Below are 19,140 nucleotides of genomic sequence, written 5' to 3' on the forward strand. Positions count from 1 at the left end.
ATTGTCGTCACCTATTGTTAACAAAAGGGAAAGATAACTGTCATAAGCGGCCTCTATGATCGCGATTCAAATTATGGAGGATATATGAATCGTAAATTTAATAAGCTGACTTTATTACTACCTATCGCAGTGAGTTCCGCTCTGGCTGGATGTTCTCAGTCAACATCATCTACGGCGAATACGCTATCTCAAACCTCACTTGATGCTTTGAGCCTCCAGTGCCAATCCAGCCAACAGCCAATCGCAAGCGATGCTGAGGTCACCGTGCTTACTCTGGTTGGCAGTTCCATTGCTGACGCTCCGTTTGATACTTCTGCAGCCGAAATCGTCAGCTACGATTCATGTACCGATAAATTGTATGTCGTAAATGCTCAAGCAAAGAAAGTTGACGTGCTATCGATGAATACCGATAGCTCGCCAAGCTCTGAAGGCTCTATTGATCTTCAATCAGCGGCTGCAGCTTCTGGTATTGATATTGGTGCAGCGAACAGTGTGTCGACTCATCAAGGGTTAGTTGCTGTCGCGATTGAAAATGCCGACAAACAACAAAACGGCATCGTTGCACTTTATCGCTCAGACACATTAGAGCTGATCACCACTTATACGGCTGGCGCTCTGCCAGACATGGTGAGCTTCTCTAAAGATGGTCGTTATATTGCGTCAGCAAATGAAGGTGAGCCGAATGCGGATTACAGCATTGATCCTGAAGGTTCAGTAACGCTGGTGGATTTAGCGAATGGGCCGATGCAAGCGAAGGTCACTCAGATTAATTTCAAGGCATTTAACCAAGGTCAGCCTCGTCACCAGGAATTAACCGATAAGGTTCGAATTTCAGCTCCCGATGCGACCGTCGCTCAAGACCTAGAGCCTGAATACCTAACGTTTTCTGACAACGGCAAACTCTACGTTGCCCTGCAAGAGAACAACGCACTAGCAGCGATTGATGTCGCAACGGCAGAGGTGGATGCGATTCTTGGTTTAGGCGGCAAACCTTGGGATAGCGCGCAATTGGATGCGTCGAATAAAGACAAAAATATCGGCAACCTACAAAACTACGCGATGTTAGAAGGACTTTACATGCCAGACAGCATCACTAGCTACAGTGTCGATGGCAATACCTACATCGTGACGGCGAACGAAGGTGACGGCCGCGAGTATGGCATCAAGACGACGCAAAAAGTGTGTGACGACAAAGGCTTTGAGTGGGATGGCGATGACTATAAAGGCACTGAAAACTACACCACAGAAAAAGACTTTTGTATCGCTTATGTCGATGAAGTGCGTGGCAAGAAGTTAGACGTTGATGCGAACCACTCATTAGCGGGTGCATTGAAAGACAATAATCAATTGGCTCGCCTTAAGGTGATTAAGCCACAAGGGACACTCGCTGCTGACCAAAAGGTTCAAGCATTCGGCAGCCGGTCGTTCTCTATCTGGGATGAGTCAGGCGAGCTAGTGTTTGATAGCGGCGATGATTTTGCTCGAATCGTACTTGAGCAAGATCCTGCAAACTTCAACAGCACCAATGATAACAACCAAAGCGGTGACGATCGTAGTGATGATAAAGGCGTAGAACCTGAAGCGATCGAAGTGGCGGAGATCAACGGTAAGCACTATGCCTTTATCGGCCTTGAGCGCCAAGGTGGCATCATGGTTTACGACGTAACACAGCCTAAGAACGCAAGTTTCATCAGCTACTTGAACAACCGAGACTTCACACAATCAGTGTGCACTAAGGTTGATGAAGACGGTGATTGCGACAACGATACTTACAACTCGAAAGCGGGTGACCTAGGTCCAGAGTCAATTAAGTATTTCACTCGTTCTGGTAACCACTTTATTGCGGTTGGCAATGAAGTGAGTGGTAGCACGTCAGTTTACCGCGTTGAGTTCTAATCTCGCTTATTGCTAACAATTAAATTGAATCAAAACAAAAGCGCCACGACTTGTTAAGTCGTGGCGTTTTTTTAGTTCATAGCTTATTTCATCGCTGATTTAGTCGCGATAGCAAAGGCCTATGGCTGTTGCTTAGTTGGTGCTAGAGCAATCTCACGGATACATACGTTCTGTGGTTGTTGGTAAGCGAATGATACAGCGCGAGCAATGTCGTCAGCTGCCAATACGCCGCCCATGTCTTCTTTCCAAGAATCGTAACCGTCTTTGATCTCTTGAGATGTTGTGTGAGACAGAAGTTCAGTCTCTACAGCACCTGGTGCGATAGTCGTAACACGAACATTTGAAGCCGCCACTTCTTCACGAACGTTCTCAGAAATAGCATGTACCGCGAACTTAGTGCCACAGTAAGCTGCGTGGCTTGGGAATGTTTTCTTACCCGCGATTGAGCTGATGTTGATGATAGTACCTGTGTTGCGTTCCATCATTGGAGCAAGTACAGATTGCATGCCGTTTAGAAGACCAATCACGTTCACATCGAACATTGTCTTCCACTCTTGTGCGTCTTGAGTATCGATTTGACCAAGAAGCATTGCGCCAGCGTTGTTGATAAGCGCATCTACAGGACCAAACTTCTCTTCACCTTGTGCGATTGCTGCATCAAAAGACGCTTTGTCTGTTACGTCTACTTTCACTGACAGTGAATTTGGTAGGTTCAGTGTTTCAAGGCGGTCAATACGGCGAGCTAAAAGTAGCAGAGGGTGACCTTCATCGCTTAGACGACGAGCGATTGCTTCACCAATACCAGAGCTTGCACCTGTAATTACGATTAGTTTTTTCATTTTATTTCCTCTGTACTTTTATTGCGTCGGTTGGCTACGACGTATTGTTTAAGTGCATTCGAATCAAGTGTTTGTTGTCTTGCTTCGTTGCGATGGAGGTATATTAAGGAAAATAGCATTGTTGATATATAGCGCTTTACTTGAAACACTGTTGCTGTGGTGCAACAATAAAGCGTCTATCTCATAACTCCATTAGTAAGCTGGCGACTATGCTTAATCAAATTAACCTGTCTGATATTCGTTCTTTTGTGCTGATCGCTCGTTTAGGTAATTTCACCAAAGCGGCGGAGGAGTTGGATGCGTCGCGTTCCCACGTATCACGCCAAGTAAGTAGCCTAGAAAAGCAGATGGGTGTAACGCTGTTTATCCGCACTACTCGAACCTTGAGGCTGACTCACGCAGGGCAAGATTTGTACACGAGATGTGAACAAGCCTTAGATAATATAGACCAAGCGCTGATTGCTGCGGTTGATGATGTCGAAGAGGTACGCGGTGACATCAAAGTCAACTGTGTTGGCGGTTATTTAGGCGAAGTGATCATCGCGGATCTGGTCAATGAGTTTATGCAGCTCTACCCAGATATCAGCATCAGCCTTGATTTCAGTAGTAACCGAGTCGACTTGATTGAAGACGCTTTCGATATCGCTTTTCGTATGGGGAGCCTTGAAGATGCGGGCTTTATTGCGAGGAAGCTATTGGACATAGAGATGGGAACACTCGCGAGCCCAGAGTATTTTGCTCGCAAAGGAAAGCCTAACCACCCTAAAGAGTTGATTCATCACGACTGCTTAACGGGATCGGTGCGTAAATGGAGTTTTCAAGCGCTTGATGACACCAAGAAAACACTCGATGTTCATGTGACGGGCAGACTGCAATGTAAAAATGGGCGAGTGTTGGTGCAGGGCGCTAAGTCGGGAAATGGGATTATTCGTGTTCCAACCATCTATTGCGTGCAAGAGATCAATGATGGGCAATTGGAGCAGGTGTTTAATGAGTGGATAGTGCCGAAAGTGGACTTTTCAGCGATCTATCATCGAGACCGCTATCAACCGAGCCGAATTCGAACCTTCATTGATTTTGTGAAAGGCCGTTTTGAGCAAATGCCAGTCAGCTAAATAGTGCGTGCTGTCCATTATTTGGAATAGAGCGGATTAGCGTGGGCTTACATCTCGTCGATTTCGTTTTGTAGGTTTTCCAACTGCTCTAGAATCAACAAAAACTTCTCGCCGAACGGCGTCACTTGGTATTCAACTCTTGGTGGAAGTTCGTTGAACATCTGCTTATCCAAAATCCCAAACTCCACATTTCGCTTCAAGCATTCATTCAATACCTTGGTTGATAACCCTTCGACTGAGCGCACCATTTCACCAGGGCGATTAATGCCATTTGCCAGTAATTGGTAAACCGTTAGCGACCATTTACAGCCGTAGATGGTTTCTACCATGCGAGCTGAGCGCTCTGGTGCTGATTTTCTTGAAAAAAAGTTTTCCTGATTTTTCATAAAGATGTACCAATAAGTACCTACCTAACCGATTTGTACTTACTATTCATAGTGTTAGTTCAAGGCCTAAGATTACCACGTTCACATGACTTAGGAGATAAAAAAATGAACTTCACTAAAAATGGTATTGCAGTAGTAATCGGTGGCACGAGCGGTATGGGCTTTGAAACAGCGAAGCAATTAGTCGCTCAAAACATCCATGTGTTGGTTGTCGGCAATAACCCAACTAAGTTAGATAAAGCGGTGTCAGAACTTCAATCACTAGGCCATGCTTCTGGTTGGCAAGCTAACCTTTATGATGATGCGAGTGTGTCTCGCCTTATCGAACACCTTGAGTCGTTAGATGAAGGTATTGGTTACCTTGTTAATGCGGCGGGTTACTTCAACCCTAAAGCGTTTATTGAGCACCAAGAATCGGATTACGAGCAATACATGCAGCTTAATAAGGCAACCTTCTTCATTACTCAAGCGATAAGTAAATTGATGATCAAGAATGGCGGTGGCAGTGTGGTTAACGTTGGTTCTATGTGGGGCAAGCAAGCAATCAAAGCGACGCCATCTTCTGCTTATTCAATGGCTAAAGCTGGCCTGCACGCATTAACACAACACATGGCAATGGAACTGGCTGAACATAACATTCGTGTAAATGCGGTGTCTCCGGCTGTGGTTAAAACGCCGATTTACGAATCTTTCATCAAACCGGAAGAAGTGGATCAAGCGCTAGAAGGCTTCAACGCGTTCCATCCTATTGGTCGAGTTGGTTTGCCGAAAGACATCGCTAATAGCATTTCTTTCTTACTGTCAGACAGTGCAGATTGGGTAACGGGTGCAATCTGGGATGTTGATGGCGGTGTGATTGCTGGTCGTAATTAATTAGGATTCTTTTTAGGTGGCTGTCGCGTAGGCAAAATAGCAGCGAGATGGCCTCTTTGATCAGTATTCGCGTAGAATAGAAACGAGAAAGACAACAATAATAATTAAAACGATAACAAGAGTAAGGTCGGCATTATGTTCAACATGGACTTTTCAAAGAGACTGGTTATAGAAACCGACACACTAGATTGGGTCGCAAGCCCTGCTAAAGGGGTTTGGCGTAAGCCACTTGAAAGAGAAGAGAAAGAATCAGGTCACACGACTAGCGTGGTTAAGTACGATCCTGAATCTTCGTTTTCTGAGCACCCGCATCCGCAAGGCGAAGAGATATTCGTATTAGAGGGTGTGTTCTCAGATGAAACTGGAGATTTCCCTGCAGGCACTTATATCCGTAATCCCCCGGGCAGTGCGCATTCTCCATCGAGTAAAGAGGGCTGCACGATCTTAGTTAAGCTTAATCAGTTTGATGCGAGAGACTTAACGCAAGTTCGAGTCAATACGCTCGAAACGGAATGGCTACCTGGTATTGGCGGGTTACAAGTCATGCCATTACATGAGTTTGAGCACGAGCATGTCGCTTTAGTGAAGTGGCCTGTTGGCGAACGTTTTCAGCCGCACCGTCACTTTGGTGGAGAAGAGATCTTTGTGTTGTCGGGCACCTTTAAAGATGAACATGGCGTGTACCCGAAACATACTTGGATGCGTAGCCCTCACATGAGCGAGCATTTCCCTTATGTGGAAGAAGAGACGATCATCCTAGTGAAAACAGGTCATTTGCCACTGATATGATGATTATCTCGATAAGTAAAATAGAAAGCCGCTTACTAAAAGTCAGCGGCTTTCTGCTTTCTAGTGCCTATTGAGCTTACCTAATACACATTTGAGCATTAGTAAGCAACACCAATACGTTGGCGTGGGAATTTGCCAGCTTCGAGTTCATCAATCATCGCAATAGCGTAATCGCTGACTGAAATTTTGCTGTTACCATCTTCGTCGGTGAGCAGTTGATCGCCACCAGTGCGGTAGGTCGATAGTTTCTCGCCCGGGAATATTTCTGCGGCAGGGCTAACGAACGTCCAGTTAACTTCGCTATTAGATTGCTTGAACACTTCAAGAGCTTCGCCCTGTGCTAGCGCTTCGTTTTTGTAATCCGCAGGGAAGTCAGGAACAGTCACTAGCGGTACGTTTGGCGCTACTTCTAATGAGCCTGCTCCGCCAACCCAAAGTAGACGTTCGATACCAATGCTTGGTAGTGTATCAAGCAGCTTAGTTGCTGTGCTTTTTACGATGTCGTGATTACCTAGAGCGCGTCCGCCAATCGAAGTAATTACTGCATCAACGCCGGATAGTGCGTTTGCTAGATTTGCGGCTTCGTCTTGTAAATCAAATGAACGAACTTCAATGCCTTGGGTTTCTACGCGGATTGCATCTCTTACAACAGCAACAACTTCATGTCCGCGAGCTTGAGCTTCTTGAGCGATGTGACTACCAATCCAACCTGATGCACCTAATACTGCAATTTTCATAATGTCTCTCCAATTATCTAATTTATTGAGTCGTTTTCTCGACAGCCATTGCAGTCTAATAGCTCACTAGGTTGCGATAAATATCGCAAAATGATGTAGATTGTATCTATATAGTGATCTAATAAGGTTCGATAAGCTGCGAAATAATTCAAGGAGAGTGTGATGGATAGGTTGACGGCGATGCGTAGCTTTGTTGAAGTTGCGAATTGTGCCAGCTTCACCCAAGCAGCTGAGCATTTGGACATGAGTCGGTTGCAGGTTTCACGTCATGTTCAAGAGATAGAAGGGTGGCTGAAGCAGAGGCTATTACATAGGACGACTCGAAAGGTGAGCTTAACCGCGGCAGGGGAAATCGCTCTGCAGCGCTGTGAGAAGATCCTCCATGAGACCGCTGAGCTAGAAGTTACTTCACTCAATCAAACCGATGATCTTTCCGGAACCATTCGAATTGCAGCTCCGATTGGTTTAACTCAGCACATGTTGTTGGATGTGGTCGAACAGTTCACCGAGCGCCACCCTAATATCACGGTCGAACTGTTTGCCTCAGACCGCTTTACTCAGCTGGTGGATGAGAGGATCGATATTGCACTTCGTTATACCGATCAACCTGATGATAGTTTGATTGCACGAAAGCTAATGGTTATTGATTCAGTGGTGTGTGCCTCGCAAGCCTACTTAGACAAACATGGTGAACCTGAAACGGTCGAGGCGCTTCGACAACACAATTGTTTTCGTCACTTGAATGTTTCTAAGTGGGATTTTGTTAAGGACAATCAACACTATTCAGTTGAGGTGTCTGGCACTATCAAGGCTAATGATGTTGGAGTGCTAACTCGCGCCGCACAGCACGGGAAAGGGGTAGTTCGTTTACCTTGTGACTTAGCCAACCCACTGATTGCGAATGGCAAATTGATACGAATATTGGATGAGTTTGTTTCACCGAGTAGTGTGCTGTGGGCGGTGTATTTGTCTCGTAGTTATCAGCTGCCGGTTGTTCGTCAGTTCATTGATTTTGCCGCACAAGCTTGGTCTAGCGATATCAAATCTGGCGATGTTTGAAACTTCATAGGCAATGATACATAGCGATAGAATTTTAAAAGCTCATAAATACAAAAATCCGATATCAATGGTGATATCGGATTTGAACTCAATAATTCAGAGTTCCAGCACGCTCTCCTCTCACGAAGTCTTTACATGTAATGATGTACGGATAATCGGGTATTTATTACCTTTTCGTTTACGTCTGGTAAAGGCTGATACAAGTTTCTAGTAATGTCGGATAATACTTGGTCGTAAACTTGCGATACCACAGTAGATATATCACTGGTTAATTCGTACATGCTATCTGCTGGTTGGGTCGCTTCAGTGCTTGATGCGATCTCGGTGAGTGCATGCATCGCACGCGTGCAAATGGGTGACCCACTGCTGATCGGGCAGATAATCGATAATTGGTTAAGTTTGCGGTGTGTTTGAGATGCGTAGAATTTGAATCTCGCGTACTCCTCACGCTTCTCCATATCAGGTATGCACATGCGTAACTTGGTCAGGATCTCCATGCAGTCTAAGATCTGTTGCCAATTCATGTGATACTCACGGCTCATGTCTTCTCGCTCAGACTGAATAAGCCAGATGATCATCACTTCATCCATTAAGAACATGCTGTGACGTATCGTTTTGCCATGAATCGATTGGTTACGCACCAAGCTACGGTTTTGCCAGTCGCTGTGCATGGCGATGAGCTTGAGGTGATAGATGCGATACATAGGGCGGCTATCAAACGACACATGGGACTGAAGCAGTTCAGATACTTCAAGTATGTTGTCGTAAATCTCGTTCACTTTGCGAATCGAGTCGCTAGACAACTTATAAGCTAGAGCATAGTGCGTTGCCGCGCGATGTTTGCGTGATAACAACAATAATTCTCTAAGCAGAACTAAGGTTTCAAACCTGTGTGATAGCGCTGTTTGTCTCTTCCTTGAGAAATGAAACAGGGCCGCAAGTACTAATAGGGATAAACCCACTGAAATAACTACAAACATATTCAACTCCTAATATTTGTATACCTACTTAGTGGTAGTGCAGACACCGTGCCAAAATAAATAAGTGTTATATTTCAATTGCTTATGATTTACCTGTAATTATGGATGATCAATGATGGTGCATGACTTCACCATTCTAGTGAATGTTTCTCATATTTTGCAGGATTTTTTGAGAGGTTAGTCGTGGGCGATGAGATGGAACTTAGATTTCAGTGTAGGAAATGAAGAAGGCCTCACCCTTTATATACTTTTAACTAGAAAAAGCAGTAAGAGTGAGACCTTTCAATGTTCATTTCTGAGTTTCGTTAGCTTAAGAGCTAAGCGTTTAGCACTAAACGTTACGCAAGCTTAAGGTCGAACTCAGTGCGGTACATAACCATATCTTCAATGGTCAGTACTGGCATGTTGTGAAGTTTGCCGAAAGCAACGATCTCTGGCGCTTTTGCCATTGTGCCGTCTGGGTTGGTTACTTCACATAGTACGCCAGCCGATTGAAGACCAGCCATTTGCATAAGATCCACAGTACCTTCTGTGTGACCACGGCGAGCAAGTACGCCACCTTTACGCGCGCGTAACGGGAATACGTGGCCAGGGCGAGCTAGATCTGAAGGCTTAGCCGTTGGATTTGCAGCTGTCTTGATCGTTGTTACACGGTCAGCGGCAGAAACACCTGTTGTTACACCAACTTTCGCTTCGATAGTGACGGTAAACGCAGTTTGGTTTGCGCTGTTGTTATCAACAACCATAGGTGGAAGTTCAAGTTGGTTCGCTTGCTCGTCAGTTAGACACAGACACACAATGCCGCTGCATTCGCGGATCATAAGCGCCATTTGAGCATTCGTCAGGTGTTCTACTGAGTAGATGATGTCGCCTTCGTTCTCACGATCTTCATCGTCAAGTAGAAGTACGCCACGACCTTCGCGTAGAGCTTGCAGTGCATTTTCAACGCGAGTGATTGGTTCGCCAAATTCGGCAAGTAGTGAAGACTGATTCATGGTTAAACTCCTAAAATATCACCAGAATCAGGGCTGTATGAGGGATCTCAACCGAGCACAACAAAGCCTACTCATTACAAGTCAACTTTAGCTCATTATGGTTTTATCCAAAACGAAATGCACCCGCCTAAGTTGGAGGTACGAACCCAACTCACGCGGGTACGCCTTTCCAACTTAAACGAGTGTGTTTTCATTCTCTCTCATCCGGACTATAACCGTCGGCTCTGGCATCTCACCAGATCTGCTGACCTCGACGAATCGAGCGCTCGCGGGCTTATCTTTAGATTTTGCTAAGGACATACCGCCGGTGGGGAATTTCGCCCCGCCCTGAGAATAAAAATTAATAATCTGTTTTGCTTTTGAAAGCAGACCAGATGGTAATCCTTTCAATAGTGGATTTAAAGGACTGACAGCAAAGTTTTTAAGATTCTGGCCTTATAATCCGGTAAGTGTTCACTTTATCAGCAGAACGCGTCCGGTAGTCTATTAATGGGATGATGCCTTTGTCTCGTCTGGTTTCAGTGGTTTTTGCTATCTCTATGAACATAAATGGATGTTGAACATTATTGGTGCTGGCGTGGCTGTTCACCGAATCAATACTCAAGAGGTCCATTAATCGAATATTGTTACACCATGACGGCTGACTGACCGTTTTGACATAAAATTGATATTGACGATGCTAAGCTGCGATAGCATCCGACCACTTTATCTAAAAGATCTTAGCCATGACTTCTCTGTTCTCTAACAAATCCAAAGGCTTATTACTGCTCGTTCTAAGTTTGTATTCCCTCATACCCTTTTTGATCTTTGGATCTGACTTCGACCTTGGAAGTGCTGTTTTGCCTTTCTATGGCGCCTTCATAACGTTTGTGACTTACTCTGCGGGCAATCAAGGGTTCTTGGTAACACTAGCGATTTTGTCTTTAGTATTGTTCACGATGAAGTTTTCCAAAGCGAAGTTAGTCAGTCTTTGTCTGCAGCTCGGCTTGTTGTTGGTGCTTAGCTTTGCAGCGAAAACCTTCTTAAAGCATTCCACTGAGAGCCCTCGTCCTTATTCTGAGTATTTGGTGACGCAGGAAGTGGTTGATATGCCGGAAGTGTTTTACGAATTACCATTGGTTGAAAAGAATGCTGCGATTGAGTCTGTACAAGATAAGGTGAGCGAGTGGCGAACGCGTCACTGGTTGGGTGAAACTGACTACTCTTTCCCATCTGGACATATGATTTTCGTCGGTGTGTGTTTGGCGTTCTTTGGTGGTCTTCTCCTAGAGGCGAAACGCTTTTATCTAGTCGGCGGTTTACTGGTTTGGGCTGGTGGTGTCGCCTATAGCCGTGTTTGGCTTGGCATGCATCGACCAGAAGACTTAGCCGGATCTATTACCTTTGCGGGTTTGATCTATTTATTGGTGCCGCTTATCTCAGAGCAAAAAATAGAACGCTATTTACCTGCATTTTTGAAACAGACTTCTTAGGGATCCGTCCTCACTGCAAAAGAAGGGCTCAGATTAGCAGTACGTAATAAACGCTACTGATTGAGCCCTAGCTCTGCTTGCTTCTTTTTGGTTAGACCTAAGGACACAATTCGGTGTGACTCAATGAGATAGTATCTCAGCTCCTCATCCCTTTGTGGCGTGCTTTCAAACAGCTGAATCCATTTCATACCGCGTGAAGCAAAGTAGGGTGCGGGTTTATAGCCCGGCTCTTCTTTGAGAAAGTCGAAATTCTGAACGGACGCCTTGAAGATAAACGCAGGCTCATCTTTCGGTCCCCAACCACCAATCGCAAACACCTTGCCACCCACTTTCCAAACGTGCGAGTTATTCCACTGCATCACGTAGCTGGTGGCTGCTTGTGATTCACAGAATGCATTGAACTCGTCGTATGTCATAGAACGCCCTTTCATAATTTGGTGGTGGATCTGTGTGTTTGTTGTTTTATCGATGTTTCTGCTTCTAGCTAGCTAAGCCTTGCCAAATAGCAGTGAAGCCGCTGATAGAACATAGTAACAAAGAGCCGATACGTATCTTCTCTTTAGGAATGCTTTGCGTCGTCAATAACGCTACCTTGTAACCCAACCAAGCGGCAGGAAGTAGCGGGATTGTGATGATCAAATGGTGCATCGTGAAGAAGCCAATTGGGATCTGTACCAGTAATGAAATGATAGAACTAAACACAAAAAACGCAGATAGGTTACCACGAAGTTGATTGGCATCTTGGTGTTGAAGTAGGAGTGCCATTGGCGGCCCACCAATACCAGAGCTGGTACCGAAGAAGCCTGAGAAGAATCCCGCGATACCCATTTTGGCAGGCGTCGGTTCTAACCTAAACGGCAGTAAGCTAACAATCACGGCGAATACAACCAATAAGCCCAACCATAGTGATAACACGCTCGTTGAAACCATCACTAACAAAGCGCCACCTGCCAGTGACCCCGGAATGCGGCCCAGCAATGCGATTTTTAATCCGCCAATAGAGATATTTGCTCGATGTTTAAAAGCGTTGAATAACGAGATAAACAGACCGATTAAACAGATAGGTGCAGGTACATAATCAGGAGAGACCAAAAACAGCAGTGGAGCTGCAACAATGGCCAAACCAAAGCCGATTGCGGTTTGCACAAATGAGCCGACAAAAATAAGTGCCATTGCGATAAGGACAGTCTGATCCATGTATTCCATAAGCCTGCGGATTAGTTTTAAAGGAGCGGGTGGATACTATAAATGAAAACCAAGAGAATAGTCTTATTATTCAGTGAGCTTTATGCCAGTTTCGCTAGTTATAGTTTCTATTATCGCGACCAACAAAAAAGCGAGTGAGTATCTCAGGATGCTTCCTTTCAATACTCACTCGCTTTATTGGAACGACTTGTTGTTTACGCTAGTGGGGGAGTCAGCATAAAACGTTAAGCCATTGCCAATTTCAGTCGCTCAATGGGCTTGTCATTGATTGGTAAATGGATAAGTGCTGCTGCAAATGCCAGCACCACCGTTGACCACCAGATTGGCTCGTAAGAACCGTAGTAATCGTAAATACGACCACCCACCCAAGCGCCTAAGAAGCTACCCACTTGGTGAGTAAAGAATACCAAGCCGTACAACGTTGATAGGTAACGGGCACCGAAGATCTGACGAACTAAGCCAGACGTTAGCGGAACTGTACCCAACCAACAGAATCCAATGGCCGCACCGAAGATAGCCGCGGTTGATTCAGTCACAGGCAGAGTCACAAACGCACCGATAACCACAGTACGCACTAAGTACAGTGCAGACATAACGTGGCGTTTGCTGAACTTGTCGCCCATTACACCCCAGAAGTAAGACCCAAAGATGTTGAAGATGCCAACGTAAGCCAGTGCCATCGCAGCGCTGCTCGCGGGTAGGTCTTTATCTGCTAAATAGCTCGGTAAGTGCGTTGCGATAAACATTACGTGGAAACCGCACACGAAGAAGCCCGCGTGAATCAACCAGTAACCTTTGTGAGCAAACGCTTCAGACAACGCTTCTTTGAGTGTTTGGTTCTCTTCAGCTTGCGCTTGTTTGTTTGAGGCTGCTTTAGGCGCTCGCATGAACAGCGCAAAAGAGATCATCAAACAACACAGTACGCCAAACACTTGCATCGCACTCTGCCAGTCAAATTCATTCAGCATGTATTGTGCGCCCGGAATTACCGCGAACATACCAAATGAACCTGCAGCCGTGGTTAAGCCAAACGCCTTAGCCGCGTGCTCTGCTGGTACAACTTTCGCTACTGCGCCAAGCACGATCACGTAACTTGTCGCACTCAAGCCAAGACCAACCAGTGCGCCTAACGAAACGTAAAGCATGCTCGATTCGGTAGAAATTGAGGTAAGAAGTAAACCCAAACCGTAAGCACATGCGCCAGCAATAATGATGCGTCTTGCTCCCCATTTGTCAGCGGCCATACCAACAAAAGGTTGGAACACACCGAACAATAAGTTTTGTAGAGCAATAGAGAAGCTGAAAAACTCTCGACCCGTGCCGAAATGCTCTGAAATTGGCATCATGAAAATGCCGAATGATTGTCTGATCCCTAGACTGATAATAAGTGTGCCTATCCCTAGCCATACCAGTAAAGGAAAACGGAAAATGCTCATTCTAATACTCTTAAATTAATGGTGGTGATTTGAGTGGTCTTGCGCTGACATGTGTTGGTCAGTCATCTCATGGTGATGTTCGTGCCCAGAATGATCATGCCCTGACTGCTGGTGGCAACCACTGCTTACGGCATGCTGAGCCAAGAGATCAATCAATGGCTGACTGTGATGCACAATAACCAAACTAATGACGAGGAATAACGTCATTCTGGCAAGTTGGGCAAAAAGAGATTGTGAAAACATACGGTGTTGACATGCGCTCAATGTTGTAAGAAGTCGCGCATCATAGTGATGAGTCGGGTATGTATCAAATGACCATTTGTGATGTAGTCTATGCGTTTTATGCATAGATTGTCGCTTGATTGGAATTGGTATAAAACGCGCTCAATAAATAAGAAAACTTGAAGCTCGTTAGTTAATAGAAACAAGTATCTAATTAAGAATGAAAGTCTAAATTAAGGCTTATAACTAGCTGTTTAATTTAAAGTTTCACAAAGCTGTAAAAACTAATATACAAACTAATCACTAAGCAACATTGCTCGTTCACTCGACTTATCTGTCAAACATCGTAAATTTGGGCATAAATCGTTTCAAGACTACTGAAACGCGATGTTAAAAGATTCAGGGAGAGTCATTCACATGGATAAAGATCATAATCTTCGCGAAAACTTACTGGCACTGATCTTAGGTAGCGCATTGGTTTCACTCGGCGTTATCTTTTTCAACCAAGTCGGTTTGCTCACCGGGGGCACGGCTGGTCTAGCGATCTTCATTACCAAAGTAACAGATTTGAGCTTTGGCCAAGTATTCTTCGCACTTAACTTACCTTTCTATATTTTGTCGGTTGCTCGTATGGGCTGGCGCTTCACAATCAATACGTTTATCGCGGTTTCGATTGTTTCGTTCGCCGTGGATCACTTGTATCACGTGATTCAAATTGCCGAAATTCATGCATTGTATGCAGCTTTACTTGGTGGTGGCTTGATTGGTACCGGCATGCTGGTGATTTTCCGTCACAAGATGAGCTTAGGTGGCTTCAACATTCTGGCGTTGTTCTTACAAGAACGTTTTGGAATTCGAGCAGGTAAGGTTCAGATGGCATTAGACTGCACGATTGTTGTGCTTTCTCTGTTTATTGTTGATGTGTCATTGGTTCTTCTGTCTGTGCTTGGTGCGATAGTCACCAACTTGATTCTAGCAATGAATCATAAACCGGGGCGCTATCAACCTTTGGTAAAAGCGGAAGCAGCATAGTTCGGTTCGCTCAAGCTCTAGATTTGCTTAAGTAAAGAGTGATTTGCAGATTATGAAAACAACAAAGCCAGCATTAATTGCTGGCTTTGTTCTATTGAAATAACGGATTCGATGTAACGATTAACACTTGCCGCAGCTGGCGTTCGGCTTAAGCTCGCAATCAATCACATTGCCTTGTTGATCAAGGGACAAGTTACAACACTCTTCAAACAGGTTCTTAAGATCAGCACGGCTTTTTTGCACGCGGGATTTAACCGTTGAATAGCTGACGTTCTGCGCTTCTGCGATCTCTTTTTGGCTTTGGCGTTTGATGTCGACCGCAAGCAGTAGCGATGAACTTTGTTCTGGCAATGCCTGAATAAAAGGTTCAATACACAATGAAAGTTTCTGCTTAAATTCAGAGTCGTGGTCTAAATCGGTAAACCACAGATCTTCAGCATCAATTTGGCTATCACGTTGTTGGCGTGCATGCTTACGGTAGAAGTCGATAATGGTGTTGTTGGCTAACTGGAACAGCCAAGCCTTAACACTGCTAGCATCTTGTACCTTATCTAAGTTCTGATAGGTCTTAATCAAGATATCTTGGAGCAAGTCGTCTACATCCGCAGAGTTGTTGACCTTTGAATGCAGGAATGACTTTAATGCTTGCTGATACTCGGCCCAGACTTGTTCGAGCTTCAAAGGTGCATTAGTTGCACTGTTCATTTACGCAACATTCGTCTTGTAAGAAATCAATCACACCTTCTAGGCACTCATACTCCGCCACGCAGAATAGAGTTCTTCCTTCTCGTCTTTGGCTGATTAGGCCCGCAGACGCCAAGCTTGATATGTGGTGAGACAAGGTAGAACCGGGAATGCCTAGCTCTTCTTGTAGGCCGCCAACTGCAATGCCTTGGTAGCCAGCTTTAACGACACTCTTATAAATGGTTAGGCGAATAGGGTGCCCCAACTCTTTAAGTGCTTTCGCAACGACTTCTAAGTTCATATTAACTCCTCAAGATTTAATTTCGATGTTAGTCGAAATGTATGTCGAATTCAAATTTAAAAACGGTGTCTGTGTAAGTTATTGAAAAACTGTGTTTTCGAAAATCATTTCGATTTTTATCGAAATAATGCTTGTTCTGGAGCTGTTTATTTCTATAATTCGAGAATATTCGAAATTAAGGGTTGGTTACTTTTCTCATAGAGCCCGACCTTCAATCCAGTTTGGAGTTAATTATGAGCAATGAAATGTTAACAATGCTGAAAGACGCACTTGATATGTTCGCTTTCTTAGCAGTAGAGCTAATTATCCTTTTCTTAGCGATCAGCTACATTGTTGGGATTCTTCAAGAGTTCCTTACACCAGAAAAGATTCAATCTATCCTGAGCTCACGTAATGGTAAGGGTTATGTAGTAGCAGCACTACTGGGTGCAATTACACCTTTCTGTTCATGTTCGACCATTCCTTTCTTAAAAGGATTGCTGCGTGCAAGAGCGGGTTTCGGTCCAATGATGGTGTTCCTATTTGGTAGCCCACTATTGAACCCAGTGATCATTGGTTTGTTTGTGATTACCTTCGGTTGGCAAGTTGCTGTGTTCTACTTCCTTGTAGCAATGACGGTGTCTGTAGTGGCTGGTTACGCACTTGAGAAGCTTGGCTTTGAGCGTTACGTAAAACCTGAAGCGTATGAATCAACAGGTTCAGCTTCAAGCTGTGGCACTAGCTGTGGTGACTCTGCTCCTAAGAAAGCAGCACCGGTTAAAGCAGAATCTTCATGTGGTACAAGTGCATGTGGCGAACCCGCACCCGTAATGGCGAAAGAGACATCTTGCTGCGATTCTAAAAAAGAAGAGCCACAAGTAACGGTTTCATGCTGTTCAGCGGATGGAAGCGCAACAGCTGAAATCGTAGAGAAGAAAGAACCTAGTCGTTGGATGAGAATTTGGTTCTCAACTTGGAAAGACTTCAAACAAGTTTTCCCTTACCTAATGATGGGTACCGCGATTGGTTCATTCATCTACGGCTTCATTCCTACAGACCTAATTGCACAGTACGCTGGTGAAGGTATGTGGTATGCGATTCCAGTAGCTGCCGTGATTGGTATTCCACTGTACATTCGTGCTGAAGCGGTAATCCCATTAAGTGCAGCTCTAGTACAGAAAGGTATGGCGTTGGGTTCAGTAATGGCATTGATCATTGGTAGTGCAGGTGCAAGTTTGACGGAAGTTATCCTGCTTAAATCAATCTTCAAAAATCAGATGATTGCGGCCTTCCTATTCGTAATACTAAGTATGGCGATTGGTGCGGGTTACCTATACACCTTCATCTTTGGTTAATCTTAGATAACACCATCGATACGAAAATATAGCTAATAAAAAAGAGCTCACCTTGTTGAGCTCTTTTTGTTTAGCTTATCAGTCCGGAGGCTAGAAACCGCGAATATCCAGCTCATTATTGATCAATACAACGCACTGAGAAGCAAACAGCATGTTCGGGCCTAAGCTGATCTTTTCTGTTCCTAAGCGCTTTAAGCTGTTGTAGCTTTTCTTCGGCATTGGGATGTGGTCAGTCAGAAGGAAACATGGGTTTTCCGCAATCTCTGCATCACGGATAAAGTCGCCTTTTTTATCCATCATGTACAGCTGGTGGTCTTCGGCCAGTTCTTTGACCAACTTTTCAAAGCTCATCGTACGAACAGTGATGCCCGGTTCTACCTGACGAGTCTGCTCTTTTGTCATGCCTTGAGAAGCGTCAACCGCTCTTACTACCGCAGATAACAGTGCAGATTCATGAAAGCCGCCAATGTTGGTGATTTCATTTGAATCGAATGTAATGGTACGTGAAAAGTCTTTAGTACTTTCTAGCACAAGATGCACGGTGACATTCTCACGGTGAGATTGAGCAACGAAGATCGTGTTCATCAGAGTATGAGCCAGAATCTCAGTATGAGCGTCTTGCCCAACACCTTCTAAGATAAGTTTGCTCTCTGTAGGGGCTGCGCGAGCGCGTAATACAAATGAACGCATGGAATGTACCTTGTCAGTATGTGATAAAGCGAAACGGACTTTATCAACATGAATTGATGAATAACCAAAATTGTGGCGGTATGTAACTCTTTTCTATTAATGAAGTCAAATGGAGTTGCACTTAGCACCAACCCGCGAACTTTGAGTATTAAATAGAGAATGACCACATTACAAGACGGTAAGGGTTGAAGCGAACCAATGTTTACATAGATAGTATGCGCAAAATTATAAAGTGACTTACATAAGGAAGCTGTCGGTGAAGTTACAGAAGATTAATAAAGAAGAATATAGAAAGAAGATGAACCTGTTGTTGGTGTCATTAGTTGGGTCACTTGCATTGTTTGCCATTGTATTCGGCACCATTCTGATCGAATTGTTTGGCTCGGCGACTTCAATTACTGGTGAATCGACAGGGAACTTTCATTTGAACGTACTTGGGGTGATCTTATCTGTCGCTTTGAATGCGTTTATCGCAAGCCGAGTGAAAGGGCATGAGTATTTCAAAGAAGCGCTTTATGTATGGAACCTGAAACAAATCCACAATCAAATCTATCGTAAGCTCAAGCGCATTCAGCCAAAAGCGGAACAAGGCGACCGAGACGCGCTGACTATCCTTTACTTCTATTACACTACGCAAAAACAGGTATACGACCTAGACAATAATACGTTGACGATAAAAACGGTTCAGCAGTCGCTAGATAACATCGTAGAGCTGAGTGATAAATGGAGTATTGAACTAGATATAGAGGCTTTTTCGAAAGATTTAGTCGCAAAATTTTAAGTGATATGCCTGTAATTGTATGAGCTTTGACCTGTGAAAGACGCTTTTGACGTAAAAGTAGACACTTAAGCAACTTTTTTGAATTTTTATCAAAAAAGGGGTTGCCATGCTTACGATGATCTCTATAATGCCGCCTCACTGACACGGCAGACGCCACAAGGCTTCAGCGGTAATCAGTAAGACGGAAAGTTCGAAACAAATTAATTTTAAAAAGTGTTTGACACTTAAGATTAAATCGCTAGAATTCACGTCCGCTTTCAAAGGTTTCTTTGTAAAAAGAAAGTTTCGATAAGCAAAGCTCTTTAACAATTTA

21 protein-coding genes and 1 riboswitch are annotated in these 19,140 nt (G+C 44.4%); of the genes, 10 read left to right on the top strand and 11 right to left on the bottom strand.

What is annotated here, in order from left to right; all coding sequences use genetic code 11:
* Window positions 1–84 precede the first annotated feature (84 nt).
* A complete protein-coding gene (locus AB4493_RS03275) occupies window positions 85–1,896 on the top strand; it encodes a choice-of-anchor I family protein (protein ID WP_372154510.1) in 1,812 nt (603 codons plus the stop codon).
* A 119-nt stretch (window positions 1,897–2,015) separates the two neighbouring features.
* Here AB4493_RS03275 and AB4493_RS03280 read toward each other — a convergent pair whose 3' ends face one another.
* Window positions 2,016–2,735 carry an SDR family oxidoreductase gene (locus AB4493_RS03280; protein WP_372154511.1) on the bottom strand — a complete coding sequence of 240 codons (720 nt, stop codon included), beginning with the start codon at window positions 2,733–2,735 and terminating at the stop codon, window positions 2,016–2,018.
* A gap of 209 nt (window positions 2,736–2,944) precedes the next feature.
* Here AB4493_RS03280 and AB4493_RS03285 point away from each other — a divergent pair, with 209 nt between their 5' ends.
* Window positions 2,945–3,850, top strand: a complete 906-nt coding sequence (locus AB4493_RS03285) for a LysR substrate-binding domain-containing protein (RefSeq protein WP_372154512.1) — start codon at window positions 2,945–2,947, stop codon at window positions 3,848–3,850.
* A gap of 47 nt (window positions 3,851–3,897) precedes the next feature.
* Here AB4493_RS03285 and AB4493_RS03290 read toward each other — a convergent pair whose 3' ends face one another.
* Window positions 3,898–4,236, bottom strand: coding sequence for a helix-turn-helix domain-containing protein (locus tag AB4493_RS03290; RefSeq protein WP_017103534.1), 339 nt, complete (start codon window positions 4,234–4,236; stop codon window positions 3,898–3,900).
* 105 nt (window positions 4,237–4,341) lie between these two features.
* Here AB4493_RS03290 and AB4493_RS03295 point away from each other — a divergent pair, with 105 nt between their 5' ends.
* Both AB4493_RS03295 and AB4493_RS03300 read left to right on the top strand, forming a co-directional pair.
* Window positions 4,342–5,109, top strand: coding sequence for an SDR family NAD(P)-dependent oxidoreductase (locus tag AB4493_RS03295; protein ID WP_102285119.1), 768 nt, complete (start codon window positions 4,342–4,344; stop codon window positions 5,107–5,109).
* A gap of 135 nt (window positions 5,110–5,244) precedes the next feature.
* Window positions 5,245–5,898 carry a cupin domain-containing protein gene (locus AB4493_RS03300; protein WP_372154513.1) on the top strand — a complete coding sequence of 218 codons (654 nt, stop codon included), beginning with the start codon at window positions 5,245–5,247 and terminating at the stop codon, window positions 5,896–5,898.
* Window positions 5,899–5,996: 98 nt separating this feature from the next.
* On the opposite strand, the gene AB4493_RS03305 is transcribed toward AB4493_RS03300, so the two are convergent.
* Window positions 5,997–6,635, bottom strand: a complete 639-nt coding sequence (locus AB4493_RS03305) for an NAD(P)-dependent oxidoreductase (protein WP_372137554.1) — start codon at window positions 6,633–6,635, stop codon at window positions 5,997–5,999.
* Between the two features lie 162 nt (window positions 6,636–6,797).
* Here AB4493_RS03305 and AB4493_RS03310 point away from each other — a divergent pair, with 162 nt between their 5' ends.
* On the top strand, window positions 6,798–7,694 hold the full coding sequence (locus AB4493_RS03310) for a LysR substrate-binding domain-containing protein (RefSeq protein ID WP_372154514.1): 897 nt from the start codon (window positions 6,798–6,800) through the stop codon (window positions 7,692–7,694).
* A gap of 131 nt (window positions 7,695–7,825) precedes the next feature.
* Here AB4493_RS03310 and AB4493_RS03315 read toward each other — a convergent pair whose 3' ends face one another.
* A complete protein-coding gene (locus AB4493_RS03315) occupies window positions 7,826–8,674 on the bottom strand; it encodes a hypothetical protein (protein WP_372154515.1) in 849 nt (282 codons plus the stop codon).
* Between the two features lie 338 nt (window positions 8,675–9,012).
* Window positions 9,013–9,669 carry a 3,4-dihydroxy-2-butanone-4-phosphate synthase gene (gene ribB, locus AB4493_RS03320; RefSeq protein ID WP_136981188.1) on the bottom strand — a complete coding sequence of 219 codons (657 nt, stop codon included), beginning with the start codon at window positions 9,667–9,669 and terminating at the stop codon, window positions 9,013–9,015.
* A 188-nt stretch (window positions 9,670–9,857) separates the two neighbouring features.
* Window positions 9,858–10,008, bottom strand: a riboswitch (FMN riboswitch).
* 386 nt (window positions 10,009–10,394) lie between these two features.
* Here ribB and AB4493_RS03325 point away from each other — a divergent pair.
* A complete protein-coding gene (locus AB4493_RS03325) occupies window positions 10,395–11,141 on the top strand; it encodes a phosphatase PAP2 family protein (RefSeq protein ID WP_372123208.1) in 747 nt (248 codons plus the stop codon).
* Window positions 11,142–11,194: 53 nt separating this feature from the next.
* On the opposite strand, the gene AB4493_RS03330 is transcribed toward AB4493_RS03325, so the two are convergent.
* The 3 genes from AB4493_RS03330 to AB4493_RS03340 all read right to left on the bottom strand — a co-directional run bounded on the left by AB4493_RS03330 (window position 11,195) and on the right by AB4493_RS03340 (window position 13,783).
* Window positions 11,195–11,557: an MmcQ/YjbR family DNA-binding protein gene (locus AB4493_RS03330; protein WP_372154516.1), complete on the bottom strand. Its 363-nt coding sequence runs from the start codon at window positions 11,555–11,557 to the stop codon at window positions 11,195–11,197.
* Window positions 11,558–11,621: 64 nt separating this feature from the next.
* Window positions 11,622–12,347, bottom strand: coding sequence for a sulfite exporter TauE/SafE family protein (locus tag AB4493_RS03335; protein WP_372128359.1), 726 nt, complete (start codon window positions 12,345–12,347; stop codon window positions 11,622–11,624).
* Window positions 12,348–12,571: 224 nt separating this feature from the next.
* Entirely contained in the window at window positions 12,572–13,783 is a 1,212-nt protein-coding gene (locus tag AB4493_RS03340; RefSeq protein ID WP_017061697.1) for an MFS transporter, read from the bottom strand.
* A gap of 29 nt (window positions 13,784–13,812) precedes the next feature.
* On the opposite strand from AB4493_RS03340, the gene AB4493_RS03345 reads away from it, so the two are divergent.
* Complete coding sequence (locus AB4493_RS03345; RefSeq protein ID WP_017061698.1) at window positions 13,813–13,962, top strand: hypothetical protein; 150 nt, start codon at window positions 13,813–13,815, stop codon at window positions 13,960–13,962.
* A gap of 460 nt (window positions 13,963–14,422) precedes the next feature.
* A complete protein-coding gene (locus AB4493_RS03350) occupies window positions 14,423–15,037 on the top strand; it encodes a YitT family protein (RefSeq protein ID WP_076656378.1) in 615 nt (204 codons plus the stop codon).
* Between the two features lie 120 nt (window positions 15,038–15,157).
* On the opposite strand, the gene sigZ is transcribed toward AB4493_RS03350, so the two are convergent.
* Both sigZ and AB4493_RS03360 read right to left on the bottom strand, forming a co-directional pair.
* Complete coding sequence (sigZ, locus tag AB4493_RS03355; protein ID WP_372154517.1) at window positions 15,158–15,742, bottom strand: RNA polymerase sigma factor SigZ; 585 nt, start codon at window positions 15,740–15,742, stop codon at window positions 15,158–15,160.
* A complete protein-coding gene (locus AB4493_RS03360; protein ID WP_004733042.1) occupies window positions 15,726–16,022 on the bottom strand; it encodes a helix-turn-helix transcriptional regulator in 297 nt (98 codons plus the stop codon). The genes sigZ and AB4493_RS03360 overlap by 17 nt, the downstream gene beginning before the upstream one ends.
* Before the next feature lie 233 nt (window positions 16,023–16,255).
* Here AB4493_RS03360 and AB4493_RS03365 point away from each other — a divergent pair, with 233 nt between their 5' ends.
* On the top strand, window positions 16,256–17,356 hold the full coding sequence (locus AB4493_RS03365; protein ID WP_372154518.1) for a permease: 1,101 nt from the start codon (window positions 16,256–16,258) through the stop codon (window positions 17,354–17,356).
* Between the two features lie 90 nt (window positions 17,357–17,446).
* On the opposite strand, the gene trmY is transcribed toward AB4493_RS03365, so the two are convergent.
* Window positions 17,447–18,046: a tRNA (pseudouridine(54)-N(1))-methyltransferase TrmY gene (gene trmY, locus AB4493_RS03370; RefSeq protein WP_004733046.1), complete on the bottom strand. Its 600-nt coding sequence runs from the start codon at window positions 18,044–18,046 to the stop codon at window positions 17,447–17,449.
* A 256-nt stretch (window positions 18,047–18,302) separates the two neighbouring features.
* On the opposite strand from trmY, the gene AB4493_RS03375 reads away from it, so the two are divergent.
* Window positions 18,303–18,827 carry a DUF3087 family protein gene (locus AB4493_RS03375; protein ID WP_048611591.1) on the top strand — a complete coding sequence of 175 codons (525 nt, stop codon included), beginning with the start codon at window positions 18,303–18,305 and terminating at the stop codon, window positions 18,825–18,827.
* Window positions 18,828–19,140 lie beyond the last annotated feature (313 nt).

It is taken from the genome of Vibrio sp. 10N.222.55.A1, assembly GCF_041473835.1.
Taxonomy (GTDB): domain Bacteria; phylum Pseudomonadota; class Gammaproteobacteria; order Enterobacterales; family Vibrionaceae; genus Vibrio; species Vibrio crassostreae_C.